The sequence below is a fragment of the Streptomyces sp. NBC_00568 genome, from assembly GCF_026341855.1.
Taxonomy (GTDB): domain Bacteria; phylum Actinomycetota; class Actinomycetes; order Streptomycetales; family Streptomycetaceae; genus Streptomyces.
In genome coordinates, this window is the sequence record NZ_JAPENW010000001.1 from 1,572,139 (window position 1) to 1,598,681 (window position 26,543).

A 26,543-nucleotide genomic window follows, 5' to 3' on the forward strand; every position below is an offset into this window, starting at 1 on the left:
CCTCACTCTCACCCCACGTCGAGACGCAGAAGGTCCTCCTCCGTCTCGCGGCGGACGATCACCCGCGCCGCACCGTCCTTCACCGCGACGACCGGCGGGCGCAGCGCGTGGTTGTAGTTGCTCGCCATGGACCGGCAGTACGCACCGGTCGCCGGGACGGCGATGAGGTCGCCCGGGGCCAGATCGGCGGGCAGGAAGGCGTCCTTCACGACGATGTCACCGCTCTCGCAGTGCTTGCCGACGACGCGCACCAGCATCGGCTCGGCGTCCGAGGTCCGCGAGACGAGGGCGACGCTGTACTCGGCGTCGTACAGCGCGGTGCGAATGTTGTCGGACATGCCGCCGTCCACCGAGACGTACGTCCGCAGACCGTCGAGCGGCTTGATGGTGCCGACCTCGTACAGCGTGAACGCGGTCGGGCCGACGATGGCGCGCCCCGGCTCCACGGAGATCCGCGGCGTACGCAGCTTCGCGGCCTCGCACTCGCGCGTCACGATCTCGCTCAGCGCCTTGGCGATCTCGTGCGGCTCGCGGGGGTCGTCGTCGCTGGTGTACGCGATACCGAGGCCACCGCCGAGGTCGATCTCGGGCAGCTCGACGCCGTGCTCGTCCCGCACCGCGGCCAGCAGCGCGACGACCCGTCGGGCGGCGACCTCGAACCCGGCCATGTCGAAGATCTGCGACCCGATGTGCGAGTGGATCCCCACGACTTCGAGCGCGTCGAGCGCGAGCGCCCGCCGTACGGCCTCGGCGGCCTGCCCGTCGGCGAGCGCGATCCCGAACTTCTGGTCCTCGTGCGCCGTGGCGATGAACTCGTGGGTGTGCGCCTCCACGCCCACCGTCACCCGGATCTGCACCCGCTGCCGCTTGCCGAGGGACTGCGCGATGTGGGCCACCCGCACGATCTCCTGGAAGGAGTCGAGCACGATCCGCCCGACACCGGTCTCGATGGCCGTACGGATCTCGTTCTCGGACTTGTTGTTGCCGTGGAAGGCGATGCGGTCGGCGGGCATCCCGGCGGAGAGGGCGGTCGCCAGCTCACCCCCGGAACACACGTCCAGGTTGAGCCCCTCCTCGTGCAGCCACCGCACGACGGCGCGCGACAGGAAGGCCTTGCCCGCGTAGAAGACGTCGGCGTCGTGCCCGAACGCGGTGCGCCAGGCCCGCGCCCGCTCCCGGAAGTCGGTCTCGTCGACGAAGTACGCCGGCGTGCCGAACTCCTCGGCGAGCGCGGTGACTTCGAGCCCTCCGACGCTCACGACACCGTCGTCCGTACGGCTGACGGTGTGCGCCCACACCTTCGGGTCGAGGGCGTTGAGGTCGGCGGGCGGCGCGCTGTAGTGGCCCTCGGTGAGGACATCGGCGTGACGGGGCCCGGCGGGGTGTGCGGAACGGCTCATGTCTGTAGGGCTTTCTGCTGTGTCATCTGCTGAGTCAGAGATGTTCGGGTGCGCTGATGCCGAGCAGGGACAGACCGCCGGCCAGCACCGTCCCGGCGGCTTCGGCGAGCGCGAGCCGGGCGCGGTGGGCGGCCGAGGGTTTCTCGTCACCGAACGGCAGCACGACGTGCTGGAAACCGAGAAGAGCGTCCGCGGTGACGACAAGATGCCGCGCCACCCGATCAGGCCCCCGATCCCGCGCGGCGACCCGCAGGACATGCGGATACTCGGCGAGAGCGACGAGGAGCTCGGCTTCGTGGGGAGGGGTGGGGGTTCCGGGGGTGGGGGTTCGGGAGGCAGGGGTTGCGGGGGTGAGGGTCCCGGAGGCGGAGGTCCCGGAGGCGGAGGTCCCGGAGGCGGAGGTCCCGGAGGCGGAGGTCCCGGAGGCGGAGGTCCCGGAGGAAGCGTCCGTACGGCGAGCGTCGGTGAGGGTGCCGGTGGGGGCGCCGGTGTCGACGACGGGACCGTCCGCGAGGCCGTCCACAGGGTGCGCCCCAAGCGGGGCCGGGGCACTGGTGAAGCCGAGGGTGGCGGCGTTACGGCTGAGGGCCCGGGTGCGGGCGTGGGCGTAGCGGACGCGGAAGAGAGGGTTGCTCTCTCGCTGGAGAAGGTGATCGGCGCTGATCCGGGGCCGATCGTGGGGCGCCGGGTGAAGCAGTGCCCAGCGGGCGGCGTCGGGGCCGAGCGGGGCGGGGTTCTCCGGCGCGGGCACGGGCCGGAGGTTCACGGGCTCGGCGTGGCGGACCTCGGCGCGTCCACCCTGGGTGGCGACGATCCGTACGAGGGTGTCGGCGACGACCTCGGCCCGGGTGTCGTAGGGCACGCGCAGCTCGACGACCTGCCCGGCGAGGGTGTCACCGTGCCCGTAACGCGTCCCCTGCCCCAGGACCTCTTCCACCAGGGCGGCGGACGCTCCACCCCCGAGGGTGATGTTGAGGAAACCCGGTCCGGTGACGGCCACGTCGGCGACGCCGGGGGCATCCGCGATGTGCGGCCGAAGGACGTCGGCGACTTCCCGGGCCGGTCGCCCGGCCGGACCGGCCAGCCGCAGCGCGATGTTCGTCGCGTAGTCCCCGCACCCGCCCGGCCCGGGCGGGGTGACCGCGACGCTCGCGGGCACGGAGACGGACAGTTCCCCCACGTCGACAGCACGACGCACCGCGCGCAGCACGGTACGGGAGAGCTCGACGGGAGTCACGGGACAAGCCTAGGGGAGGAGGGGGGTGGGTAAGCGAGCCGGTTTGGCCGATGGTCCGGGATGTGGACGGGAGGGGCGGCGGGCGGGGCGGGGGCCAGGGGGCTTTTCGGGGTGGACTCCGGGGGGGGCCGACTCTGACGGGGTTGGGCTCACCGGGGGTTCCTAGGGCTGCCGTTTGGATCGGGCTGCAGGAGACGCACGGCGCCTTGTCGGCAGGGGGAGCGGGGCGAGCGGGGTCTGGTGCGTGCGGCTGCGAGGCGGAGGAGGGAATCGACGCTGGGGGTCCCCCGCTCGAGCGAGGCCGAGTGTGGGGGGAGTCGGTGACCGTCGACAACGCGGCAGACGTGCGTGCCAAGCCCCGCGTCTGCGACCTGATCCAAACGACAGCCCCTAGGTCGGTTGAGGGCCGGACTCCGAGGCTCGGTTCTGGGACCGGACTCTGGGGCTGAGTTCCCAGGCCGGGCGCTGCCCCGGAACGCCAGCCGCGCCTATGACCGACCTCGGCGATAGAGGGGACGGGCGGCGCAATCACCGTGATCGGCGGCCCGGCATAGACCGTGGGCCAGGCCGTAAGCCAGATCGTAGGCTTAGGGGAGCGTGCGCTGGACTCGCCGGCTGACTCCGCGAAGCCGGGTTCCGGGCGACGGGACGGGCGCTGGGCACTCGGGCCGGACGGACTCCGGAAGGTCGCGTTCCGAGACGAGGGCTGACGGGAACGCCGCCCACGCCTGCTGGGGTCGCCCCTCGGTTCAAGAGGGAGCGGGCGCATCTCAGCGATCAGCCGGTCCGGCACAACTCGGCAGGTGGGGCGCCACGGTCCGAGGCCAGGCGCCCACGGTGAAACCCCCTCCAAGCCCGGGAGCACACCCTCGGCGACAAAGCGGCGACAAAGGAAAGGAAGGGGCGCGTCTCACCAATCAGCGGGTCCGGCCCAGCCCGACGACCGGGTTGCTCCACACGAGTCGGGCCAGCCGGATGCACCCGATCGGGGCGCCACGACGACGAGCCCGCAGAGTCGGACTCAATGAACTCAATGACCGGTGCGTCCCGCACCCTCGGTCTCCTCGACGGGACCGCCCACGACACCACCGCCCACCTCACGCCGCTCCATCAACTGCCTCACGAGCCGCACGAGTTCGGAGGGCTCGAAGGGCTTGGCGAGAAAGGCGTCGACACCGACGTCGAGCCCGCTCTCGACCTCGTACTGAGTACAGGCGCTGACGATGGCGATGGGAAGACTCCGCGTCCGGGGATCAGCACGCAGCCGAGCGGCGGTTCGCAGTCCGTCGAGCCGGGGCATCACGACGTCGAGTGTGACGACATCGGGCCGAACCTGATGGACGACGTCCAGACACTCGGCACCGTCAGCCGCGGTCACGACCTCGAGACCCTCCAGCTCGAGATTGACCCTGATCAGCTGCCGGATGACCTTGTTGTCGTCCACAACAAGCACTCGGCCGGACGCGCCTGGCACAACTCGAGAGTAGGTGCGCGCCCACCGCCGCGTCCGGGTTTTCCCCACTTCCACCCCGTGCGGACCCCGTCACCCACCGCAGCCACAGCCCCACTCCCCCGAGCACTCCCCCACTCCCCACAACGCCACCCGCCGCGACCAAAACACGTGGCGATCACCCCGGAAAGAGCTGGTAGGGTTCTACCCGTCGCCGCACACAAAGCGCCCGACACGCCCCCGTAGCTCAGGGGATAGAGCAACGGCCTCCGGAGCCGTGTGCGCAGGTTCGAATCCTGCCGGGGGCACTCGCCACACAGCCAGCCTGAATCAAGCGCTGAGCTGGGCGGATGCCCAGACGAGAGAGCGGGAGTCAGTCTCACTGGCTCCCGCTCTTTCTCGTTCTCTCTCACTGTTCGCGCACTATCTGCGATACACGCGACACACCTCCGACACGCGAGAGTGTCGGGCAGGGACGACGGAAGACCCACTGCTCAGATAAGGCGCGACCATGGACCAGACCTGGGCAGTAGCGCTGGGAGCCATAATCAGCATTGTCAGCGCGGCGCTGGGCGCCGTGGGAGGCTACGCCGGCGGCAAGGCGCAGGCTCGCGGCACAGTCGAGGGCGTGGAGCTACAACTCGCAGGGCAACGGGCAGACGCTCTGTGGCAGATGGAAGTCGACGCCTGCACTCTCTACATCGACCGGTGCAATCAGGCACTCTTCAAGATCGGTCAAGTGGTCTCCATCGGTCAACTTGAAGCCAGCCAAGCGGAAACACTCGCGGTCTATGGCATCGAATCGCGCGATGAAATCATCAGAAGCCTGAGAGGCCTTCAGGACGAGTGCATGTTGCAGGAGGTCGCCCTTGGCCTCCGCCTGCCCTCAGCTCTCGCCGAAGGTGCCAAGGGGGTCAGAGAATCTTTGACCTCAACCACAGACGCCCTGTACCGCTGGTGTGCGGCCCGCGCAGGCCGCACACCAGATGAGGCGGAGCGATGGCAAGACCTCATCGATCGGACGACAGCTTTTCGGCGAGGCGTCGGCCGGTTCACGAGTGATGCACAGGCGCGGTTTACCGCGCCGCATCCCGCCAGGTCAGGAGGTCCCCAGCGACGTTCCTTGACTTGGACTCGCAGGTAAGCAGCGAGTCCCGCTCCCTCATTGTCGCTCACTGTTCGCACCTATCTGCGATACCGGGCCACACCCCCGACACGCAAGATCAAGTTCCTGGCACATTGATCACGCCGGGAAACCACGAGATCCCCAAGTGCACTGCCGTGAGCTTGCTGGCTTGTACGAACTCCCGGGCCCCGGCTGCGGTCACCACGTTCGGCTCACGTAATGCGTTCTCGCGCAATACGCGCAGCCGGGCCAGCGACTCCAGCACGGGTACCGTCACACCTTCGGTTCTACCTGCGGCGGCCGCATAGTAGTAAGCAGCCTCCACAAGCGACCCAGCGGCGACGATGGATTCCAGGGGACGTTCCTCCGCCAGAACGCTGGCGAAGTCGAAAGCATCCCCTCTCCCTTGGTGCGCCACGCGCCGGGCTGCTGGCTCTGTCTCCTCGTTGATCTGCTCGTGTGCCCGCTGCGCTGTAGCCACGAACTCCACTGCCCCCATAGGGGTCTCAACCCGCGATATGCCAGGCAGCCGATCACGTATCAGCCAGATACCTATGGCGGCAACCGCAGGCCAGAGAAGAACCTTGACGTAAGCAAGCACCATCTCAGCGACAGTCACACCGCACATTGTGAGCCATCGACTACCCAGCGCGCATACGAAGTTGCTTGCCACCTTTGGCCTCAGGCCACGTCACCCTCGTCCTCTAGGGCCTTTGCGATCTTCGCGTTGGCGGCTTCTTCGTGTCCGTCGATGCAGCCGTGGTAGCGGCGGTGAATCACCTCCGGGGAGTTGCCGACCCGCCGGGCTACCTCAGCGATCGGAACCCCGGCATTCAGCCACCGCGTGATGCATGCGTGCCGCAGGTCGTACGGGCGCCCGGCGAGCGGCGATTCGACGCGGTCCGGCGGGAGGGCGAACCGTCGCGCCTCCTCCCACACACGCCAGTACGTGGATGAGCCGACGACTCCCCCGCGCTCGTTCCCGAACACGCGCCCTTCCTTGGCGGTCCCGAACACCTTCAGGTGGGCCCGAATGATGGTGACCAGGACGGGCGGGATGGGCACCGGGCGGTCAGTATCGGACTCGCGGGCCTTCAGGCCCCGGCGGTCGTGCCGCTCCCCGGAGTCGGTCCACTGCTTACCCGAGACGGGACGCGTCTCCCGCAGCGTCAGCGTGCCCCAACCTGCCTCTGGCAGGTGGCAGTCAGAGATCCTCAGCCCGACTGCCTCAGCGGGCCTGAGCCCCGCGTAGTAAAGGACCCCGTAGAACGCCACTAGGCGCCGCCCGCGGCTGCGGTCCCACGAGCCGACGTAGGAGACGGCAGCGAGCAACTGGCGCCCCTGTACGGCATTCACGAGCACGCGGCGGTCCACCACCCCACCGGAGCCCACGCGCTTCCCGCGGGCTCGTTGGAGCGGGTTCTCGGGGAGTTCCTTGGCCGCGACGGCTTGTTCGAGGGCCGTGTTCAGGACGCGCCGCCGCCGTCTGTGCGTCTCCCCCGCCGCCGGGGTGCCGTCCAGTCGATAGCTGAGTCGATAGGCCACGTCCTCGAGCACCTCAAGGTCGACCAGGTCGACGACCGGCCTGTCCTCCGTCGTGAGCCACTTGTACGCGGCTTTCAGCTCGGCCGGCGGATCCTCCCCCGCGTTCGCGGGGACGATCCCCCACCGGAAGGCCAACCGCAGGTACTTGTCGTCAGGAGCGTCGTCCCCGCGCTTCACCATGGCCAGCGCCACGGCCGCGAGCCCGTCCGCCATGCCTTCACGCGTCTTCGCGGCGCTCATGCGCCACCGCCCGGCGACGTACTTCCGGCAGAACTCGAACCACCGTAACGATGGCTCGGCCTCAACCGCCGATGCCGCCGCTTCAGCCGCGGCGCGGACTTCGGACTCAGGCTGTCCGCTCGCGATCTCGAACGCTTCACCCCGCCGCATGGCCTGCCGGAGCTCCGAGCGTCGACTCTCGGCGAGTGCCGACGTGGCGAACGTCGCGCTCCTCACCTTCCCACCCACGACCCAGCGGAGTTGGTACGGGCGTGCCTTGCGGTCGACCTTCGTGACCTTCCACAGCCGGACGTCGAGGGAGTACCCCGACCGGGCCGCCCCGTGGGGGCGGAGAGCCGGGGTGTCTTCGGTCATGCTCACGCGGCGTCCTCCCGCTCCGCAAGCCACCGTTCGTATTCCGACCTGCGGATGCGCACGTCGCCGTTCGGCAGCTTGATCGAGCGCGGGCCCTTCCCGAGTTGACGCCACCGGTAGAAGGTCGACGGAGCCACCTTCAGATCAGTGATGACCTCGGCGACGGTCAACTTCTCGTCCAGCGCGCGAGCGCTCATACCGCCGTCCCTTCGGCTTCGGTCGACCCGGACAGCCCGGACAGCTCCAATTCCGACTGTCCGGGTCGTTCGTGCTGGTCAGAGGGGTTAACCGGACAGTCGGACAGTGCGGACACCTCCGGGGCGCCCTGTGTCCGGGTCTCGGTGTCCGGGTAGTACCGGCCGCCGACGTCCCTGTTGAGCTGTCCCGCCTCGGCCATGCGGGCGCAGGTCCGGCGGATCGTGTCCAGGTCGACGTGCGGCAGCTCGCCTGCCATGTCCTTGGGCTTCGCGCCGGGATGGGCACGGACGTAGCGGAGGATCGCGGCTCGGGTGTCTCCGACGGTGTGGTCGGTGGCCGGGCCGTCCAGCAAGTGCCAGGCTCCGGAGGCGGGTTGGAAGCTGAGGGCGTACTCGGCTTCGTCTACGTCGCGGCCGGTGACGTGCAGGATGCCGTCCGCCTGCCCGCGGGCCCGCTTCAGTACGAGGGTGGCGTCTGCCGCGCCCGCGATGCCGTTGGTCCCGGAGACCTCAGTCAGGAAGTCGTCCGAGCCTGCCTTGCGGACGTGGTGGACCAGGATGACGGCGATGCCGTAGTAGTCCGCGAGGCGTTTCGCGTAGCCGACGGCGACGTAATCCGCGTCGTACGCCGATACGCCCTGCGGGGCCTGTCCGCGCATCTTGGCGAACACGTCAATGACGACCATGCGGGCCTCGAGGTTGCGGTCCAGCCACTGGGCTATGGCCTCGGTTCCGCCCTGGGGGAAGGGCGGGCATTCGGTGACCAGGGTCAGCCCGGCGGGCGCCGGCTGTCCGCCCAAGAGCTTGCCCATCCGGGTCTGAAGGCGGCGCGGGGTGTCCTCCAGGGCGAGGTAGAGCACGGGTCCGCCCTGGACGGGCACGGAGTCGAACGCCTGGCCTCCGGCGGCGACCGCGAGCGCCAGCCCGAGGGAGAGCCAGGACTTGCCGACCTTGGGCGGTCCGGCGAGCAGGCTGACGCCCTCGGCCAGGATGCCGGGAACGGCCCATTTCGGCTCGGGGAAGTTGGCGGCCATGAGCTGATCGGCTGTCCATGCGGTCCGCGGGCGCTCCCGCTTCGGCGGCGGGACCGAGACCGCCTCGGTGTCGCTGGGCACGGAATACAGGTGCAGGGGCGGGATGGGGTTGGCGCTCATGCGGCGACCGTCCTGGGGCGCCGTGCTCCGGTCCTGAGGCCGGAAGCGATGGTGCGCCGGGCCTCGCGCTCGCCCTGTCCGACTTGGAGCGCGGCTGTGAGGAGCCAGCCTGTGACGTCGGCTTCGCTCAACTCGCCTCCGGCAACGAGCTGTCCGAGGGCGACTGCGGCGATGAAGAGCGCGTCGTTGTGTTGGTGCTCGGCGGAGCCGGTGACGCGTTCCACCTCGCCGTTGACGGCGGACCGGAGGAAGGCGGTACGCCGTCCGCGCCCGGTGAGGGCAACCGTGATGGGTGTCTGCGGGGGCAGTGGCGCGGGGCGTAGGAGTTCGGCGAGCCAACTCGGCAGCGGTGCCACGGGGTCGTGGCGGGTGACCTCGTACGGGTATCCGGCGAAGGTGCTGCCTGCACCGACCACGAGTCCGCCCCATGCGCGGGTGTCGACCTTCCAGCCCAGCCCGCGGGCGCTGTCCCCGGCAGTGTTGCGCAGGGGCTCGCCCTCGGGGGCGAGGAAGTACAAGTGGGTGCCGCCGCTCCAGGTGCGAACGGTGTACGTGTCAGCCGGGACGGGCTGGCCGTGGCTCTCGCAGAGTACGGCGAGGGCGTCGGCGCCGTCGGTGACGCCGTGCTTGGCCCAAGCGGCTGGCGGGGTGTCGCCGGGGTGCTTGGGCTTGTCCAGGTCGATGACGATCAGGCCGGAGGGGCCGGTGGAGATGCCGATGTTGTAGGCGGCGACGGACCAGGAACGGGTGATGCGGTCCGGGTCGGTGGTGGCTCGGGTCTCCCAGTCGGAGATGGCCGGGCGCTTGTCGCCGGGGACGAGGGGGAAGACGCGCCAGTCACGGGACGCTGCGTCAAGCGCGGCGGTGAGCTGGGCAGAGCCGTCCGGGTACGGCATGCTGGGGTGCTCCTGTTCTGTCTTCGGATGGGCAGGGAGAACCGCGGCGGCGGGCGACCTTGCTGGGGAGTCCCGCCGCCGCGGCGTTGCTACTGGTTCTTGGCCCAGTGGGCGTACTGCTGGCGGACGTAGTGGCGCGGGTCGCTGACGACGGCCGTGTCGTCCAGCTCCATCAGCCGTTGTGCGGCTCGGGTGGCGAGGTCTGCCGCGTCGCTGGTGACGCTGTCGGTTTCGTTGCTCAGCGCGATGCGGTCCAGCAGCGCGGCCTTGCGGAGCCAGAACTCCCGGTTGAGCGCGTCGAGGAACGGCCTGTCGGCTGCTGTCCGGGCGGTCCATCCGATCTCGCTGATGATGCTCGGGGCGAGCGCGTACGCCTCTTCAGGCGCGGGCCAGGGCTCCGGCTCGGGACGGTGGTCGGCGGCGAGGTAGAGGCGGGTGCGCTGGCCGTCGCGAGTGGGGTGCTGGCGCGCCGGACCGGTGTTGAATGCGGCGGCCAGGGCCTCGCTGACGCGGTCCTTGTCGGCCAGGTCACAGATGATGCGGATCTCGAACATGGGTCAGTACTCCTTGCCGGTGCTGGTGGACGGGAGTTCGGGCAGTCCGGCGGCTTCGACGGCCTTGACGTCGAAGCCGGGCAGGACGGCGCGCGCGGTGAGGGCGAGGGCGAGCTGTTCGGCGTAAGCAGCGCCGGTGCGGGCCACCTCGATCCGTGCTCCGGCGCGCAGGGCTTCGACGCGCTCGGTGTGGGCGTGTTCCTCGCGGCGCGCGCTGGTCTGCCGCTCGTGGGCCAGGTGCTCGCGGCGGTCGGTGCGCCAGTACCGCGCGGCGAGCCCGTAGGCGGTGGCGGTGGCGAGCACCCACAGCAGCAGCGGCAGGGACAGCCCGTCGGCGTATCCTGCGACCCCGGCGAGGGCGAGCCCGCCAGAGGCGGCGAACGCGGTTCCGGCGATCACGGGGTCTCCGGCGCGGCCGATGCTCGCGCACACGCCGGCCGTCGCGGCGGCGAGCGAGAGCGCGGTCATCAGCACGGCGTTGCCGATGGAGTGTTCGGCGCCGTTGGCGTTCCAGATGCGGGCCAGGATCAGCACGGTGGAGGTGGCGAGTGCGGGCGCGGCCTTGGGGGCGATGAGGGCGAGCCAGTGCCGGGCGATGATCTGTTCGTTCACGGCCGGACTCCTGTCACAGGTCGGGGATGGCGTTGATGACGGCGCGGGCGAGTTCGTTGATGGGTCCGGCGGCGCCGGTTGAGGCGAGGAAGAACCCGAACATCGCGGCGATGAACGCGGCGCCGTAGCCGAGGGACTTGGAGCGGAGCAGGAAGAACAGGACGAGTCCGAAGAGCAGAACCAGAGAGACGGTCACGGCCATGGGGGTGGCCTCCTTTCGTGTCAGCGGGTGCCTGCGCGGTAGATCCGTGAGGCGCGGTTGTAGATCCATCGGCCGACGCGGACGCGTTTGCCGCGGCCCTTGCAGCGGCGGCAGTGCTTGCCGCGCTTGGGGCGTCCCTTGCGGTCGGTGGTGGTGGCGAAGCCGAAGCCGTTGCACTTGCGGCAGGTGCCGAACGGGCTCCCCGCACACAGAGAGCCGTAACAGAATGTGATGACGAGCAGGCATGTCATAGCAAGGGCTATGGGGGTCATCGGGGTCCCTCCGGGCCGGTTTCCGAGGTTTTCGCAGGTGGGGGTGCTACCCGCTAGATCCCTGATCGGATGCTGTTTGGGGTGCTAGCGGGGGTGCTACCGGTAGCAGGTGGGCCCGCTACCGGTAGCGGTGGTACGGGGCTAGGCGGCACCCCGGTTTCCGTCACGCTCCGCAATCGCGGTGGTGAGGTCGTCGCGGACGATTCCGCGGCGGGTGGTGCGCTCGCCGTCGTCGGTGGTCCCGGCGATACCGGTGGTCTTGATGCCGTGCGGCTTGAGCGCGGAGGTGACGTTCTCGCCCTTCCATCCGCCGTAGACCTCCGGCCGCAGCTCCGCGAGCCGGGCGGCGATCCGCTCGTTCCACACCCGCTTCTCCGAGGTCGGCACAACCGCGGCGACGTCGGCGAGCAGGTCGTACGACGGTCCGGCCCCGCTCTCGGCTTCCTCCCCGACGGCGACGCCGGACAGCGTGCCCTCGGCCTTGCGCAGCGCGAGCGCCCGCTGAGCGATCGCGTGGGTGGCGTTGTCGTCCAGGTAGGCGGTGCGCACCACCACCGGCAGCGCGCCGGCGCCTCCGAGGTAACCGTTACCGGCGTCGATCTCCGGGCGGAACGAGGTGGCGCGCACTCCGTTCTTGTACGCGCTCGTGCCGAGGATCATGTCGTTCTCGACCTGCCCGGCCACCCTGAGGCAGAAGCGGATCGACACGTTGCCGCTGATCCCGGTCGGCAGCGAATCCTTGTCCGGGCGCTGGGTGGCCAGGACCAGGATCACCCCGAGGGCACGGCCCAGCTTGATGATGAACTCGGCGTCCTCACCTGCCTGTTTGCCGTACTTGGAGTGGGCGAACAGGTTCTGGCACTCGTCGAACACGGCGAGCAGCGGCCACAGCTTGAGCGAGCGCTTGTCGGCGATGGCGCGGGTGATGCGCTTGTCCGGGCACAGGTCCCGCGGCAGCTTCTTGATCGCGGCCGCACGGCGCATGACCTCGGCGCGCAGCAGCTTGAGCGAGTCGGCCGCATACTCGATCGCTTCGTCATGGATGCCGGAGACGAACCGGTGCGAGACGCATTCGAGTTCGTCCAGGTCGCCGGTGCCCTTGTTCTCGTGCAGCCACAGTTCCACCGACGGGTCCAGTGCCGCCCCGCAGGCCAGCACCCGGACGGAGGCGGTCTTGCCCTGCCCGGGCTGCGAGCCGATCAGCACGTTGTGCTGGATCAGCGGGACCGCCTGAGCCCGGCCGCGCGGGTCGATGCCGAACGGCACGCGCTTGAAGACGTCGTGCCGGCGGGCGCCTGCGAGCTGCCACTTGACGATGCCGGTCTTGGACAGGTCCCGGTCCCCGACCCACAGGATCAGGCGTCCCTCGTGCTCGTTGGGGTCGGCGTCCGGCCACACGCATCCCAGCGGGCGGCGCAGGCCGGACGCGAGCCGGGCCCGCCGGTCCGCCACGTCTGCCGGAGTCACACCGAGCGGCAGGTCAATGTCAGCGCGCCAGCCCGGACCCTCGCGGGTGATCGGGGCGACGAACTTGATGCCGTCCTGCCCCTTGGCGACCGCGGAGGTGATCTGGCCGATACCGATGGAAGCCATGGCCTTGACCACGATGTCGCTGGTCAGCTTCTGCACCTCGGTCTTGATGACCGCACGCGTTGCCAGCGGCGCATCCGCCGGCGCTCCGGCCAGCCCGAAGCCGAGCACTGCCACCGTCGCGGCGATGACCTGCGTCATCGGCTCCGCGCCGTAGACCAGGAACAGGGTGAGTACGAGGGCGACGACGGCGCCCATGGCGGTGAGGATCATCCGCAGGCGGACGCGGCGGTCGCGCTGCCGGGAGAGCTTGAGGTACTCGTCGACCTGCTCGTTCGTGGCCGTGTATTGCCGCAGGGCCTCGCCCTCGGCGTCCACGGACCAGCGGCCCACCTTGCCCAGGGTGTTGAGTGCGCCGCGCGGGGCGCGCCAGATCAGTTTGGGCAGGTAGACGAACGGCACGCGGACCGCGTGAAATGCGACGGTGTGCCAGGCGTGCCCGGCCAGCCAGCCGAGTGCCTCCCGGAACTCCGCGGCCGACTTGAGCCAGGCCGGGAAGACGTCCAGCCGCTTGGAGTTCTTGATCCGGTCGATGACGCCGGGCCCCGACACGGTCGGCACCGTGCTGTCGACCAACGTCGGCCGCCCGTCGGCCGACTCGGTCAGCTCCGGGTCGGCCGACTGCGACGGACCGGAGTCGGCCGACGGGTCGGGAGCCGGGTCGGTCGACTCGCCGCGCGCGGTGCGGGCCTTGCCGAGGTCGACCACCTCACCCCCGGACGGGGCCGCGGGGTCGGTCATTTCGACTTCGAGCCGGTTGAAGAGTTCGTTGTCGTCGTCGGGGTGTTTCACTGACAGTTCCTTCTCTCGGGAGGGAAAGGGCGGGCCCGGCCGTCGCTGTAGGAGGTGGGCGGTCGGGCCCGCCGCGTGGGTCATGCGGCGCGCTGTTCCTCGGGGTAGGCGCAGGACACGCACGTTCCGAGCGAGGTCGGGATGACGTATCCGGCGTCCAACTGGCACTGCGGGCAGGTGCGGCGGGCGAGCATCGCCAGGGCGAGCGCTCCCCACTTGCGGGAGGTCATCGGCCGCACCGGGCGGGCGCGGTCGACGCGGTAGAGGTAGGCGACCTGCACCCCGGACTTCCGGCCCCGATGGCCGCGCATCACCTGCGCCGCAATCGGCTGTCCGCCGGGCCTCAGCCCGCGGTCCCGGAGCTGACGGCGAGTGGCATAGCCGTCCGGGGCAAAGCGCCACGGGAAGGTGGGAACCCCGAACCGGGTGCCGTTAGGGTCGTAGCACTCACTGAAGGCCGTGGACATCAGGCCCCCACCCCGACAACCGGCGCGTCGGTGCGGGCGCCGGTCCGGCCGGCACGGCGACCGATGACGGTGGCGAACAGCCAGCCCAGCCCGGCCCGGCGCATTCCGGCACGGGCCTGCTTGGCCGCGTACATCGCCTCATCAGCGCGCCGCAGCAGCCCCGACAGATCGTCGCCGGGGAAGTCCGCGGCGCGCACCCAGCCAAGCGAGACCGTGGTTCGCATGGCCGGGTCCTGGCTGTCGACCGGGCGGGCTAGCACGCCGTGCAGAACGGCTAGCAGGTCGCCCGCGGTGCCGTGGCTGTCGATGACGACGGCTGCGAACTCGTCGCCCCCGAGCCGCCCGGCCACGCCCGACGAGCCGGCGTGGTGGGTGAGCCGGTCCGCGGTCGCCTTCAACAGCGCGTCCCCGGCTGCATGCCCGAACGTGTCGTTGATCTGCTTGAAGCGGTCCACGTCGGCCAGCACCACCACCGCGCGCGGGTCCTTGAGCAGGGCAGTGGCGCGGCGGGTGAACCCGTCACGGGTCCATAAGCCGGTCAACGGGTCACGCCGTGCCGTGTCGAGACGGGCCCACAGCCTCCAGGCGTGGACAGCCCAACCCGCGGCCGGGGCCAGTGCGGAGAGCAGCACGGTCGCCGGGGTGCTCATGCCGCCGTCCCCTCGCCGCGCTCGCCGTCGTCGGTGCTGTCGATGGGGTGCAAGCGCCGGCCGTCCGCGCGCTCACTGAGCAGCAGATCCCGCAACACGCGGGAGTTCGCGGCCGAGCAGTGCAGCGTGGTGCGAATCGCTTCGGCATTGATCGCGTCGTCCGCCCACCCGGCCGTGGCCTCGCGGGCTTCGGCGAGCAGTTCAGCGGGGGTCCGCGGCGCCTTACCGGACTTAACTTTCGGCTTCGCGGTGCGCTTGCGCGGCGGCTTGGGCGTCTCCTGCCTCGGCGGCTCCGCGTCCTGCGGCGGAACGGACGACAGGTCGTCACTGGCTGGGGCCAGCTCACCCAACTTCAACAGCACCCGCTCCGGCCGCGGCGTCTTGGAACGCCACCGCCGACCGAACCGCTCACGCAGCTCCGCGCGGGCCAACTGCCTCTCCCGCTCCCGCCCCAAAGCATCGGAGTAGGAGGTGACCTCCCACAGCGTCATGCGGCGCCACAGGGCGAACGTCGACAGGGGGGCGAGCAGCCAGCGAGAGCGGCGGATCTTCTCCATCCGACGGCCCGTGACGGCGCCGATCCGGGAGGCGTAGACGTGCGCGGCCACCTCGGACAGCACCACCCACAGCAGCGGCATCGTGCCGTGCGCGAGCTTCGCGGACAGCGAGTGCCCAGCCGCGATATTCAGCCAGCACGTAACCCCGGTCAGCGCCCACGGTACGAACCGCACCCAGCCCAGCGGCATGTCTGTACGGATCAGCAGCAGGAACGCCGCGGTGAACACCGGGATCGCCGTGTCGATGCCAACCGGCAGCATCCACGGGGAAGCAAAGCCCCAGCGCGCCCCGGCCGCGGACACGGCCTCGAAGGAAGAGGCCAGGCCCAGTCCGCCAACCCCGGCCGCGAGTACGGCGACCGCGCCTAACACCCACAGTTCCGGCGTCGTCAGCGGTGGCACGGCCGGACGCTCGATGGTCTCCAGCGCGCTCATGCGCTCTCACCGTCCTGCGAGGCCCGGAACTGGGCCTCCATCAGTTCGGCTTTCACGTCGCTCACCTGGCCGTCGACGATGCGCTGATAGACGGCCTCGCTCTCCAGGAACATGCGGTCCTGGAAGTTCGGGTCCTCGCTCATGCCGCCGCCCCCTTGCGCACTGGCCGACGGCCGGCGGGACGGGCCAGCGGGACGACGTTGAACAGATCCGGCGCGTACGCCTCGATCGCCTCAGCGGCGATCCGGCTCACGTCGTCGGGCAGATGCGGGTTGTCAGCGAGGATGTCGCGCGCCGCATCCAAGCGAGCCGCGCGCTCTTCGTCCGTCTCGCCCTCCACCCCGAGCCACAGCTCAACCGGGGTGCCAAGGGCGAGTTCTACGAAGTCATCGGCGGAAACCGCCTGTTGATGGCCAACGTATGTGCGCATGGACGTTCTCCAGAGTCGAAGGAGCAGGGAGGGCCGCGGCGCCGGGCGACCTTGCTGGGGAGTCCCAGCGCCGCGATTTCAGATTGACCTATGTCAATCTGACTGTCAATGGGGTCGGCCCGAGAACAGGAGATTGACCTAGGTCCAGCTACTCTCGGACCTATGGAGCAGAGCCCAGACGCGCACAGGCAGGCACCCACGGCCAAGGAGATCGCTGCGGAATTCCGCGAGAAGATCACGGGACCGCGCCCCGGATACGACCCGGGAGATCGGCTCCCCGCCGCTCGCAAACTGGCCAAAGACCTCGGCGTACAGCTCATGACGGTGCAGAGCGCGTATGGCCAGCTCCGTGACGAGGGACTGGTGCTCACCCAGCAGGGCCGCGGAACGTTCGTCCGGGATCCATCGATGCCTCTCGGGACCGAGCCAGGCAGCAGTCCGGCGTTCACCGCCCTCGCGGCAGAGCTCAGCTCGATTCATGACGCACTTCGCCTGCTCGGTGAGCGGCTGGACCGCCTGGAACACCTTGTCGGCGACGAGACTCCACCCTCGCAGTGAGCTCATCCGCACGCCTCACCAGCTGCTCTGCCATGGCGCGCGCCTTGCTCAAACTCGCTTCGATCACGGCAAGTTCCGGAGGAGTTAAGCCTCCTAACTCGCCGATCCGATCATTAATCCCTGACATGCCAACGAGCATGCGGCCGTCAACAGGCGAGGACCCGGACAGAATGTCCGGGTCCTCTTTTTCGCACAGGCCAAGAAGGTTGAAGAAGCGTCAGAGCGCGGCCACATCCACGGCGTCCAGCACGGCCGCCCACGGCAGGTCCCGCCCGGCCGGCGCTTCCCTTGGCTCGTACAACGGCCAGACCTCGGGGCCGTAGACGATACGAACTCCCCCGGCAAGGAGGACGTCAATGTGACCCTGCCACGCGGGATGGCGAGCATGCGCCGCGTTCACGCGCGGGAAGACGACAACTGGTAGACCGAGGGTGCCGATAGCCTCACCAACCTGGGTCAGAGCTTGGTTGTCCATCAGGCCGACCGCGAGCTTGGCAACCATGTTGGCCGAAGCAGGAGCGACCGCGTAACAGTCGACCGCTGGATGTGATCGAGCCTCACCAGGCAGACGCGGTTCGTCACGTACAGGCAGGCCGGTGAGCTTTTCCAGCCGGTCAACCTCGCCGCTCATCCGCAGCCACTGCCCAGCAGTCGGCGTCAGGGTGACAGCCACCTGCCAACCTCGCGCCATCGCTGGCTCGACAAGGCCAGTACGCAGCGCCTCTACACCTCCAGCCGCCGATCCGACCACGCCGAGCACCCCGCGCTTGCCTGAACTCACTGCACCGCCCTGCACCGCTGAGCCATCACGAGCACCTCGGATGAACGCGATCCGCCGGTCACGGGGGACTGCTTGATCAAGTCCCTGAGCGTCTCGCGCACTCTTGGATTGTTGCGCACGAGCTGCGGCGAAGTGCGCTCAGCCAAACGTAGCGCCGTGAATGCTTCGTCACCCTGGCCGGCGAGCGACAGAGCGCGTGCGTAGTCGATGCGGTGCGAGACGCTGCGCTCCTGCGGCATGTGGTCCACATTGATTCGGCCGTGCTCCACAACGTACGAGACATTGTCGAGATCCAGCTCAATGGACAAGCGATGGAGCAGGACATTCGTCGGCCCGAAGCCCGTCTGCCAGTAGTTCTCATCCGACCCGAGGTCGCCTGCGAGTTCTTCGGCACGATCTAACAGGCCCGTAGCCGTCGGTCGGTCTTGATGCCGTGCTGCCGCGACAGCCGCTCGGAGATGGATCATCCCAAGTAGGCTGAGCGCCGCTGGATCGTGCACGGATACCTGGGAGGCCAGCCAGGCTGCGGCCGCGTTGCCCAGTTCGAGGGCATCGTCGTAGCGCCCGTTGGCGAGTAGGGCATGGGTGCCGGACCGTGCCGCGGACGCCAGCACGAGCGGGTCGTCCGACTCGTCAGCGGCTCGCATCGCACGCTCGGCAGCGAGCCATGAGATGTCTGATTCGCCGATCTTCGCCAGTGTTGTAGCCGCGAGATGGTGTGTACGGGCCGACACGGCCCAGCAGTCCCCGCGCTCTTCGCCGTGGCGCGCTGCTCGCTCTTCCAATTCCTGTGCCGTCTGGAGCAACGCAGGAAGCGCAGCTACGACAGTGCCGAGCCGTCCTCCCTGGTATTCGTTCCACGCCTGTTCCACGCGCACGGCCACGGGGACAGGAGTCGGGAGCTGAGCCTCAGCATCGGGACCAAACAGCAGGCGTGAGAGGCGCCGTGGGCTCATGAGTGCGTCACGAACAGCGGGGACGTCATCCTGCTGCCGCTCATCCTCCATGAGGACAGTCTGCCCAAGTAGATCCCCGAGTTGGACGCGCAGGATGCGGGACAACTCCGCAAGCATGTCGATACGCGGCGGCTTCCTGCGCCCGGTCTCAATCTTCGCGAGCCAGTCAGTGCTACGACCGACGAGGCCGGCCAGCACCTCCTGCGTATAGCCGCGGCGCTTGCGGTAGAACGCAATGCGCTCGCCGATGCTGAGGTGATCTCCAAGACCACGCATGGGGTGTTGCCTCCCGCTGCTGAGTAGGGGCGTCTTTCACGGTACCGACGCGGCGGGGAGCCCGGAAGCGATCTCGACCTCAAGCACCCTCCAAACTGAGCGTGAAGCTTGGAACAGGAGCAGACCCGGACAGTCTGTCCGGGTCTGGCGGACTCCCGCTTGAAGGTGTCCGCGCTGTCCGGACACAGACCGGCTGAACCCCCCTGGTGTTTCAGCCCGTCTGCAAATCCGCCCCCCCAAGGGCTTGCGATTGACGATGGACGCACACTGTTGGAGCCTGGAGATGTACGGCCTTCGTTTCGGTGTAGGCGCCGCACCTTAGAACAATTCTTCCTGCGCGCTACGACTCTAGATCCTCGCGAACACAACCTTAGGGGGATACGTCATGTCGAATGAAACATCCGCCGAGATAAATCGCGCAGAAAGCATTCTAAACAAGCAGTCCGAGGATCAACCGATCGTGGTGGACGAAAATGGGAACATCCACCCAGCCACAGAAAATGATCGCGGCGTGGCAATACGAGACGCCAAAGGCGAGTATCGATTCCGATCATGCGAGACGAGAATCTAGATGTCCTCCACCGATCACGTAGTTCCCCGGGGGCTACTCATCCTAGACCCAGAAAAAGAGCGAATCTATGCAGAGCAGGAGAAAATGAGGAGGTATTACCCGCAATTCCATCTGAAGCGCTCATGGTTCGGCGACAAACTCTCCTTCTCCGGCTCCCTAACAACCAAGATGGGGAGCTCATATAAGATACGCATCGCACTGCCGGAATATTTTCCGAACCAAATTCCTTCTATCGAACCTGTGGGATGGAAGGCCCGAGGGCCTCATATTTACGCGTCAGGAAATCTCTGTGTAATGAAGTCCGAGCAATGGCGCCCATTTTATTCAGTGGCCTTTATGGTCACGAGAACCGCCATATGGCTGAACAAATTCGACGTTTATAGGTTCAAAAACTACTGGCCAGGAAAGGGACAGGCGCACTAGAGATTCGGCAAGAACGGTCATCACCAGACGGGTAGTCGACTCATGGAATTCGGTTCATCTCAAACAAGTCACCCCAATGCACTCGACACAAGTCGCATAGACCACCTGGTGGACAACCGAGACGTTGCCCGGCTGAGAATAACCGTAGCTGGACTGGGTAGCGGTGGAGCAATGGTAATCCAACAGCTCGCCATGTGCGGCATACGGCAGTGGGACATATTCGATCCCGACATTCTTGAACCAGTAAACCTGATTAAGCATCCAGCGTTGCGTAGTCAGCTAGGCATGCCTAAGGCTGAGGCAATGCAAACCTGGCTACACGACCGGAACCCAGGTGCCCAGGTCAATGCGTATAGTGAAGACGTACGCAAGTCCTCTGCCTTCGTGTCGGCCGCTTCTGAATCTGACTTGATCATATCGGCCGTGGATGATCCGGCTTCAAGGAATTGGATTAACACCCAGTGTGTACAAATCCAACGTCCATGCATTACAGGTTCTGTTATTCGTACAGGCCTCGGCGGAGAGGTCTACCTGTACGCTCCTGGGGAAACCGGCTGCCTATCTTGCATGCAGTTGGTCGCCGATCGAAATGACATGAATATCGAAGACGCCTTCGACCTCACAGACGAAGAGAAGAAAAATCGGTACGGGCTTGGCGAGTCGGACTTCGCCACTTCGGGGCTAGCTATAGACGTCACGCTGGTAGCGTCGTTCCACGCTCACATGGCATGGAGCACACTCATGGGTGACCGTTCACCGTACGTACCACAGCTTAACTTTAACTGGCTCACTATGGGTATCCGCCCCGAGCCGGGCGTATTTTCTAAGCATTACGAAATAAGCCGTTTGTTGATCAAGGCGCAGAAAGAGTGTTACCTCGCTTGCGGGGCCGACCATGGCCGGGTTGAGCAATGAAACACATCCCGCTACACATACATGAATGCGTTCTCGATCGAGCGATGCTGGAAATCGAAAAGAACCCAGATGTTGAGGTAGGGGGGAAGTTTGTTGGCTACATTCGCAACTCCTCCCCCGTGACCAGACGCCGGAAAGCCAAGCTCGCTGACCTGGAAGTCGAAGTATGCGATTATCTCGATTCCGGTCCGGGGACATCGCGCTCTGCCGTATTCCATCACCCTGATACCGAATATCAACTTGAGCTATTTCAGCGCATTGAGAGGGAGTTTCCCGGCCTCGCATTCATAGGCCTATGGCACAGCCATCACCCAAACGGGTTTCCCAATCTGAGCCGAGGAGACATACAGGCACACTGGGGGACAGTGAACAGTCCAAGATATGATCAAGAAATCATGATCTCGTCCCTAGCTATCGACGATACAGGGATTTTGGGAGGAAAGACATTTGCGTTTCCGCGCGGATCTGAAAAATACTACGAGATCGCCCCTGACTCTATCCAAGTCGTGCGAACCCGCAATGATATTCACGCTGCAGTCGAAGCGCACGCAAAGAGCCTGCGCAGTCGGACAACTAGTAGAACAGGCGGAGGTACTTCTACGATCGATGCAAACGACACTGATTGGCGCCATACAAGCGAAGGTCAAAATTCCCTGGCACGTGACCAGGCTTGGCTAGCCATCCACCCGGGCATGCAACCCTATACGCGAAGAGATACAGTCATATGGAGGGGGAGCGTGCGCCGCGGAAGCCGTGTATTCCAATGCGCTTACACCTATCCGGAGGATTTTCCGAAATCATCCCCGTTTGCCGCCGCTTCCCTCGTAGAAGAGGGAATCGAGGTAACCATCTCAGTCGACCTGGCAGAATCTCGAACGCGGCCTCAAGAATTTTTGATGCTACTTGATGAGCTAGGCGATACAATGCAGAATCACATTGAGAAGCAAATAGGGGATAGTCGAAACCAGGGAGAGGAGCGGGACGTCTAAGAGCGTGTCCGCACCTGCACCGACACCACTCAGCCCTAGGGGTGGCCGGTGGCTGTCAGCTGAGACGTCACGACGGCTAGGTGGTGCGAGGTTGCCCAGGCACGCCACTCAGTGCCTCCTCCCGCTTTCTGACGCAGGCGTTGGGCGCACTCCTGAAGGCGGGCGTCGCCCCAAGATGTGGCAGCCCCCGTGACAGGCCAGTGAGGCGAATTGACAAGGTCCTGGCTGAGCGTGAAGAAGTCATCGTTGCCTTGCCGAACCCGCGGATACACGAAGACCTGCCAGCTCTCCTCTGTGGTGTAGCGCATGTTGGGGTCCGGGGTCCCACGGCTCTTGGGCAGCATGCGGGGGTACGTCACACCGAAGTCCCCGAAGTCAGGCTGCGGCCCGTCCCACTTCTCGACGACCTTCGCCCAGAGCCGTGCATCTTCCCTCACAACCGGCGTGGCCTGGCCTCGTCTGAAGCCGCTCAGGTTGACAGGGAAAGCGCCGGCCGCCACACAGACGCGTCTCCAGGCCCAGGGCGAGAGATGGCTCAGTGCTTCGGTGGCCTCTTCCGCCAGAACTTCCCTAGTCCGATCCGAGTGCACTGGACCGGCATCAACCAGTAAGTCGACCTCCTCAGGAGCCAGCTGCACTGCACAAAGCAAGTCGCGCACCTGATCCCTGCTGGGTAGCGATTCGCTGAAATCAGCGGCCGTGGAGATTCGCAGGCACGCTCCCTGCTGGTGGGCCGCGGCTACCCCTGCCACCTCTCCCAACACGTCATCAGGGTCGGAACATCTGAAGACTGGGGACATAACAACACCACGTAGCCCCAAAGACTCACCAACTCGCGTTACAGGCCCACCGACGTCTCCCTTGAGCACGCGGACGGGTGGCAATGCGCCGCAGTCAACCGTGAGGACCATGCCGTCCGGCACGTTGTCCATGGCATGCTCGCAAAAGGTGTCCAGCAAGTCTCGTAGCTCCAAGTCAGGCACGATCTCCATCACAGGGCGGAGCTGAGCCTGCACGTCGACCGAGGCGTGCCCCAACGCCAGAAACTCGCCCGCCTTGCCCTTCAAAATTGGAACGTAGGCCACCAGCAACCCTCCAAGCGCTCCCCACACTCAGCCAGTTGTCGAGCTAGTCGCACTTGGCAGAGTGAACGCGGGAAGCAAGGGCGGGTAGAGCGCTGTTCGAGCCAGCGGGCTCAAAGTTGAGGGTCGAACGACGAATGCAGGCCGCGCAGTTGCCGCACGCCGTTTGCCCCTGAGCGCCCTCCGGAGCCGGGACCGCGCAGGAGGTGTCCGGGCTGTCCGGCTGTCCGGTTGAGCCCCTCACCTGCACAAACAGCCCGGACAGCTTGGAGAAACCGCTGTCCGGGCTGTCCGGTCACAGAGGGCTGCAACACCCGGGGGGTTGCAGCCCGTCAGGGACGCTGCTGTATCGCGTGTTAACGACGAATGCGCGGCAGACTTCCGCGCAGCAGCTTGACGACCTCAATGGCCCGTCGGGCCTTGCTGTCGTCAAAGGTGAACGCTGCGAACAGAGCGCAGATCGCGACGACAATCGTGACCAGCAAGGGAGGAACGGCGAACAGCCACAGGAAGGACACGGGACGACAACTCCATGATGAATGGATTTGTCCCGCCACCTGCGGCTCGCCAGTCCGATCCGGCTTCGTAGTGCTGGGAATGAATGGCTTCAGCATCCTGGGCTGTGTGAGGTGCGCTTGAGGCTCGGACCCGACCTAGTACCACGCGCTTCGCGGCAAGCCTATGCGATCCGCGGCAGTGAGCCCTGATCCCAGCGGGGACGACATCCAGCCGAGCCCACGGGTGTTGCAGCCCGTCGGCGAAGCCGACCGCGTTCAACAGGCGCAGGAGCCGGAGACGACTTCCGCCTTCGCACTATCTGCGATACAGGAGAACACCACACGCTTTTGTGGATCACAGAACCTACTGGTCAGGGCCCCTTCGCAAGCCGAACTCTGATTGTGCTCCGGAGCCGTGTGCGCAGGTTCGAATCCTGCCGGGGGCACTTCGCCTCAACCAGCATGATGATGCGGTTGACCAGCGCAGATGCCTAGCATGAAGAGCGGGGCTCAGTCTCACTGAGTCCCGCTCTTTGTCATTAGTTCGCATTGATCGCGATAGACCTGCGATAGGACGTCGCAACCAGGCACGGAAGCTGACCCAACGCCGCCCCCCTCCTGACTGGCGCTTCCAGCCGTGCATCGACAGTCGATGCACACGAGGGACACGCCTCAGTCAGGCTCTCCCCCAAGCGGGTAGCGCTGCTGGATGAGCGAAAGCAGTCGCTGACGCACCAACCTGAGGCTCTGTAGCGTGGCCTGCATCTCCGCAGCCATTGCCTGGAACTCTCCCTCGGAGAGCCCGCTCTTGAGCCCCTTCCTCACTGTGCGACGATGCTCTTCGACCCACCGAGACCTAGAACTGACCGCCTCGTCAAATTCGGTCAAGAGCTCAGGACAGTAGATACCCATCAGGCTGCGAAGGGAGCGCCTGGCAGCCTGCCGGCGCTTAGCGCCGCTCCACCGCTGCATCACCGGAGCCGAAGGTTGCAGCACCGAGTCAATGTCACTCGTCGCCCTGTTCGTATAGCTGCGGGACCCACCAATCTGCACAACAGGCCCCTGAAATACTGAACGCAAAACTACGTTCGATACATCGTAGGCATCACGAGCTTCATCTAGCCGCTGCTGCTCAAGGAGTGTGACAGCCTCGCTCGTTTGCTCCGCGGCTTCGCACCATTCGCGCAAGATCTCGTGCAGCTCCATCAATGCGGCATGCAGATTGGGCCAAGCGGGCGCCCCGAGGGCTTGACTCGCGACCCCCTTCAGGACTGCGGTCCCCGCCTTTGCTACTACAGCAACTTCAGCACCCGCCATGATTCCCCCATGGTTTACGCAAGTGCGCTAATTATGCCCACTCCTGTGGTGGTGCACCAGGGAATCTGCATCCCGATGCACCGCCGCTACAGCCCGCAGGAACCCAAGCTGCCGAGTCAGAACTAACGATCAAGTGCCGTCATCCATGCCCTACGGCCAGGAGAGTTCCTTTTCGATCTTCTCATTCATGGCTTGCTCTTGGCCATAGATACAGCCTTCATAGACACGATGGATCACTTCCGGCGAGTTGCCGACCCTGCGGGCAACCTCGGCCACGGGTACTCCAGCGTTCAGCCACGTGGTGATGCAGGTGTGCCGCAGGTCGTACGGACGTCCCCCGAGGATGGACACCTGGAGGTCAGGCGGGAGCGCGTACTCCCGAGCGTCCCGCCATACACGCCAGTAGGTACTGCTGCCTACGAGACCGCCCCGCTCGTTCGTGAAGAGCCGTCCGTCCTTGGCCGTGCCGAACTCCTTCAGGTGGGCGCGGAGCATGGCCACAAGCGGCGGAGGGATTGGGACTGGTCGGTCTTCCTTTGCCTCCCTCGACTTCAGGCCGCGCTTGTCGTGGCGCTCTCCGCTGTCTGTCCACTGTTTGCCCGACACGGGGTGCGTGTCGTGAAGCGTCAGAACGCCCCACCCCTTCTCCGGAAGGTAGCAATCAGCCTTGCTGAGGCCCACAGCCTCACTCGGACGGAGCCCCGCGAAGTACATGACCGCATAGAAGCCCACCAGACGCCGGCCCTTCTTGCGGTCCCATGTCCCGACGTACGAGACCGAGGCGAGGAGTTGAGCAGCCTGCGTCTTGTTCACGAGAACGCGGGGGTCCACGCGGTCCGATGAAGCGCTCTTCACCTTCTTGATTGCGGTGAGTGGGTTCTCCGTCAGAAGCTTGCGCTCGATGGCATATTCAACCGCGGTGTTGAGCGCGCGCCGACGGCGACGGGAGGTCTCCCCCGCCGCGGGGGTCCCGTCCAGTTTGAAGGAGATCCGATACTGAACATCGCGAAGAATCTTCGGGTCTTCCAGCGAAGAGACGCGAAGCGATTTATTGGAGATCCACTCGTAGGCGTCTTCAAGTCCATCCGGCGGGTCAAGTTCGGCGTTCTTGGGAATGACCGCCCACCGGAAGGCGAGACGCAGCTCTTCCGGCGACGGAATTTTCTGTTCCTGCTCCATCAGAGCCAGCGTCACCGCGGCGAGCCCATCGGCGATGCCCTGACGGGTCTTGGCTGCGGCGGTCGGCCAGCGCATCGCCATGTACTCGCGACAGAAAGCGAACCAGGGCAGTTCCTCACGGGCTTGCTTCGCACTGGCCTCGGCTCGTACCTCGGATTCAGGCAGACCATCCGTGATGCGGAATGCCTCGCCACGGCGCATTGCCTGCCACAGTTCAGATCTGCGGCTCTCTGCGAGCGCCACCGTGGCAAAGGTTGCACTACTTACCTTCCCTCCAACTTTCCAACGGAGTTGATAGGGACGGGTCTTGCTCTGTGCCTTGGACACCTTCCACAGGCGGGCATCGAGCGAAAACCCCTCCGGGGCCGAGCGGTTGTTCAGCTCGGCCCCACTGTCGGTGCCCTTCGTCACGCGCTCTCCTCCAACGTCTGGAGCCACCGACTCAGTTCGGACCGCCGGATTCGCACCGCGCCGTTCGGGCGCTTGATGGACTTCGGGCCCTTCTTGTACTGCCGCCAGCGGTAGAACGTCGCTCGCGGTACGCCTATCTCTTCGATCACTTCGGGGATGGTCAGCATCTCGTCGCGGGGCTTGGCCACGACTCCTCCTTGGGCGAGAGAGCAAGGGAAGGTGGTGGGACCAGCCGAGAGCCGCCACAGAAACCACGAAATACACAGAATCCCTGGATTACGGGCCTGACCTGCGGCGATGCCGCAAGGTGCGGGTCGCCACAGAAATCGCGGAAAGCTCCACAGAAATAGGCGACCGGACCGGTGCGGCCGACACCCGGCTATTTCTGTGGCTTCTCGGTTCGTTTCTGTGGCAGCGCACCGCGGGCC

The 26,543-nt window shown here is 66.5% G+C and carries 29 protein-coding genes and 1 tRNA gene; 5 read left to right on the forward strand and 25 right to left on the reverse strand.

Annotation, left to right across the window (positions count from 1 at the left end):
* Nucleotides 1-8: 8 nt before the first annotated feature.
* From lysA to OOK38_RS06560, 3 genes are all read right to left on the reverse strand, one after another.
* Nucleotides 9-1,400, reverse strand: coding sequence for a diaminopimelate decarboxylase (lysA, locus tag OOK38_RS06550; RefSeq protein ID WP_266762799.1), 1,392 nt, complete (start codon nt 1,398-1,400; stop codon nt 9-11).
* Nucleotides 1,401-1,434: 34 nt separating this feature from the next.
* Nucleotides 1,435-2,637 (reverse strand): ArgS-related anticodon-binding protein NrtL, encoded by a 1,203-nt coding sequence (gene nrtL, locus OOK38_RS06555; protein WP_266762797.1) that lies wholly within the window; start codon nt 2,635-2,637, stop codon nt 1,435-1,437.
* A gap of 1,030 nt (nt 2,638-3,667) precedes the next feature.
* Nucleotides 3,668-4,165 (reverse strand): response regulator, encoded by a 498-nt coding sequence (locus tag OOK38_RS06560; protein ID WP_266762796.1) that lies wholly within the window; start codon nt 4,163-4,165, stop codon nt 3,668-3,670.
* Between the two features lie 158 nt (nt 4,166-4,323).
* Between OOK38_RS06560 and OOK38_RS06565 the strand changes: the two genes are divergently transcribed.
* Together OOK38_RS06565 and OOK38_RS06570 are read left to right on the forward strand one after the other, a co-directional pair.
* Nucleotides 4,324-4,395, forward strand: a tRNA-Arg gene (locus tag OOK38_RS06565).
* A gap of 203 nt (nt 4,396-4,598) precedes the next feature.
* Nucleotides 4,599-5,231, forward strand: a complete 633-nt coding sequence (locus OOK38_RS06570) for a hypothetical protein (RefSeq protein WP_266848190.1) — start codon at nt 4,599-4,601, stop codon at nt 5,229-5,231.
* Between the two features lie 79 nt (nt 5,232-5,310).
* On the opposite strand, the gene OOK38_RS06575 is transcribed toward OOK38_RS06570, so the two are convergent.
* From OOK38_RS06575 to OOK38_RS06645, 15 genes are all read right to left on the reverse strand, one after another.
* Nucleotides 5,311-5,832: a hypothetical protein gene (locus OOK38_RS06575; protein ID WP_266848192.1), complete on the reverse strand. Its 522-nt coding sequence runs from the start codon at nt 5,830-5,832 to the stop codon at nt 5,311-5,313.
* A gap of 62 nt (nt 5,833-5,894) precedes the next feature.
* Nucleotides 5,895-7,352: a tyrosine-type recombinase/integrase gene (locus OOK38_RS06580; RefSeq protein WP_266848194.1), complete on the reverse strand. Its 1,458-nt coding sequence runs from the start codon at nt 7,350-7,352 to the stop codon at nt 5,895-5,897.
* 2 nt (nt 7,353-7,354) lie between these two features.
* Nucleotides 7,355-7,549 carry an AlpA family transcriptional regulator gene (locus OOK38_RS06585; RefSeq protein ID WP_067029612.1) on the reverse strand — a complete coding sequence of 65 codons (195 nt, stop codon included), beginning with the start codon at nt 7,547-7,549 and terminating at the stop codon, nt 7,355-7,357.
* Complete coding sequence (locus OOK38_RS06590) at nt 7,546-8,703, reverse strand: AAA family ATPase (protein ID WP_266848197.1); 1,158 nt, start codon at nt 8,701-8,703, stop codon at nt 7,546-7,548. The genes OOK38_RS06585 and OOK38_RS06590 overlap by 4 nt, the downstream gene beginning before the upstream one ends.
* Nucleotides 8,700-9,599 (reverse strand): bifunctional DNA primase/polymerase, encoded by a 900-nt coding sequence (locus OOK38_RS06595; RefSeq protein ID WP_266848199.1) that lies wholly within the window; start codon nt 9,597-9,599, stop codon nt 8,700-8,702. Before OOK38_RS06595 ends, OOK38_RS06590 begins: the two co-directional genes overlap by 4 nt.
* Before the next feature lie 89 nt (nt 9,600-9,688).
* Nucleotides 9,689-10,153: a hypothetical protein gene (locus OOK38_RS06600; RefSeq protein WP_266848201.1), complete on the reverse strand. Its 465-nt coding sequence runs from the start codon at nt 10,151-10,153 to the stop codon at nt 9,689-9,691.
* A gap of 3 nt (nt 10,154-10,156) precedes the next feature.
* Nucleotides 10,157-10,765: a hypothetical protein gene (locus OOK38_RS06605; RefSeq protein ID WP_266848203.1), complete on the reverse strand. Its 609-nt coding sequence runs from the start codon at nt 10,763-10,765 to the stop codon at nt 10,157-10,159.
* Nucleotides 10,766-10,778: 13 nt separating this feature from the next.
* A complete protein-coding gene (locus OOK38_RS06610) occupies nt 10,779-10,967 on the reverse strand; it encodes a hypothetical protein (protein WP_266848205.1) in 189 nt (62 codons plus the stop codon).
* Nucleotides 10,968-10,987: 20 nt separating this feature from the next.
* On the reverse strand, nt 10,988-11,239 hold the full coding sequence (locus OOK38_RS06615) for a hypothetical protein (RefSeq protein WP_266848207.1): 252 nt from the start codon (nt 11,237-11,239) through the stop codon (nt 10,988-10,990).
* Nucleotides 11,240-11,380: 141 nt separating this feature from the next.
* Nucleotides 11,381-13,621 (reverse strand): cell division protein FtsK, encoded by a 2,241-nt coding sequence (locus OOK38_RS06620; RefSeq protein WP_266848209.1) that lies wholly within the window; start codon nt 13,619-13,621, stop codon nt 11,381-11,383.
* Between the two features lie 80 nt (nt 13,622-13,701).
* Nucleotides 13,702-14,088, reverse strand: coding sequence for an RRQRL motif-containing zinc-binding protein (locus tag OOK38_RS06625; protein WP_266848210.1), 387 nt, complete (start codon nt 14,086-14,088; stop codon nt 13,702-13,704).
* Nucleotides 14,088-14,738, reverse strand: coding sequence for a GGDEF domain-containing protein (locus tag OOK38_RS06630; RefSeq protein ID WP_266848212.1), 651 nt, complete (start codon nt 14,736-14,738; stop codon nt 14,088-14,090). Before OOK38_RS06630 ends, OOK38_RS06625 begins: the two co-directional genes overlap by 1 nt.
* Entirely contained in the window at nt 14,735-15,730 is a 996-nt protein-coding gene (locus OOK38_RS06635) for a DUF2637 domain-containing protein (protein ID WP_266848214.1), read from the reverse strand. The genes OOK38_RS06630 and OOK38_RS06635 overlap by 4 nt, the downstream gene beginning before the upstream one ends.
* Nucleotides 15,727-15,873: a hypothetical protein gene (locus OOK38_RS06640; RefSeq protein ID WP_266848215.1), complete on the reverse strand. Its 147-nt coding sequence runs from the start codon at nt 15,871-15,873 to the stop codon at nt 15,727-15,729. Before OOK38_RS06640 ends, OOK38_RS06635 begins: the two co-directional genes overlap by 4 nt.
* A complete protein-coding gene (locus OOK38_RS06645) occupies nt 15,870-16,160 on the reverse strand; it encodes a hypothetical protein (protein WP_266848216.1) in 291 nt (96 codons plus the stop codon). Before OOK38_RS06645 ends, OOK38_RS06640 begins: the two co-directional genes overlap by 4 nt.
* 162 nt (nt 16,161-16,322) lie before the next feature.
* On the opposite strand from OOK38_RS06645, the gene OOK38_RS06650 reads away from it, so the two are divergent.
* Complete coding sequence (locus OOK38_RS06650; RefSeq protein ID WP_266848217.1) at nt 16,323-16,718, forward strand: winged helix-turn-helix domain-containing protein; 396 nt, start codon at nt 16,323-16,325, stop codon at nt 16,716-16,718.
* A gap of 217 nt (nt 16,719-16,935) precedes the next feature.
* Here the strand turns inward: OOK38_RS06650 and OOK38_RS06655 are convergent, their stop codons facing one another.
* Nucleotides 16,936-17,499, reverse strand: a complete 564-nt coding sequence (locus OOK38_RS06655) for a flavoprotein (protein ID WP_266848219.1) — start codon at nt 17,497-17,499, stop codon at nt 16,936-16,938.
* Entirely contained in the window at nt 17,496-18,731 is a 1,236-nt protein-coding gene (locus OOK38_RS06660) for a helix-turn-helix domain-containing protein (protein ID WP_266848221.1), read from the reverse strand. Before OOK38_RS06660 ends, OOK38_RS06655 begins: the two co-directional genes overlap by 4 nt.
* Nucleotides 18,732-19,833: 1,102 nt before the next feature.
* Here OOK38_RS06660 and OOK38_RS06665 point away from each other — a divergent pair.
* Together OOK38_RS06665 and OOK38_RS06670 are read left to right on the forward strand one after the other, a co-directional pair.
* The gene (locus OOK38_RS06665) at nt 19,834-20,640 is read left to right on the forward strand and encodes a ThiF family adenylyltransferase (protein WP_266848223.1); all 807 of its coding nucleotides are present in this window, start codon (nt 19,834-19,836) and stop codon (nt 20,638-20,640) included.
* A 44-nt stretch (nt 20,641-20,684) separates the two neighbouring features.
* Nucleotides 20,685-21,629 (forward strand): hypothetical protein, encoded by a 945-nt coding sequence (locus OOK38_RS06670; protein WP_266848224.1) that lies wholly within the window; start codon nt 20,685-20,687, stop codon nt 21,627-21,629.
* 35 nt (nt 21,630-21,664) lie between these two features.
* Here the strand turns inward: OOK38_RS06670 and OOK38_RS06675 are convergent, their stop codons facing one another.
* The 5 genes from OOK38_RS06675 to OOK38_RS06695 all read right to left on the reverse strand — a co-directional run bounded on the left by OOK38_RS06675 (nt 21,665) and on the right by OOK38_RS06695 (nt 26,303).
* Nucleotides 21,665-22,714, reverse strand: coding sequence for a hypothetical protein (locus tag OOK38_RS06675; protein WP_266849314.1), 1,050 nt, complete (start codon nt 22,712-22,714; stop codon nt 21,665-21,667).
* Between the two features lie 353 nt (nt 22,715-23,067).
* Nucleotides 23,068-23,229 carry a hypothetical protein gene (locus OOK38_RS06680; protein WP_266848226.1) on the reverse strand — a complete coding sequence of 54 codons (162 nt, stop codon included), beginning with the start codon at nt 23,227-23,229 and terminating at the stop codon, nt 23,068-23,070.
* 651 nt (nt 23,230-23,880) lie between these two features.
* On the reverse strand, nt 23,881-24,414 hold the full coding sequence (locus OOK38_RS06685) for a hypothetical protein (RefSeq protein WP_266848227.1): 534 nt from the start codon (nt 24,412-24,414) through the stop codon (nt 23,881-23,883).
* A gap of 261 nt (nt 24,415-24,675) precedes the next feature.
* Nucleotides 24,676-26,115, reverse strand: coding sequence for a tyrosine-type recombinase/integrase (locus OOK38_RS06690; protein WP_266762731.1), 1,440 nt, complete (start codon nt 26,113-26,115; stop codon nt 24,676-24,678).
* Complete coding sequence (locus OOK38_RS06695; RefSeq protein ID WP_266762730.1) at nt 26,112-26,303, reverse strand: AlpA family transcriptional regulator; 192 nt, start codon at nt 26,301-26,303, stop codon at nt 26,112-26,114. The genes OOK38_RS06690 and OOK38_RS06695 overlap by 4 nt, the downstream gene beginning before the upstream one ends.
* Between the last annotated feature and the right edge of the window lie 240 nt (nt 26,304-26,543).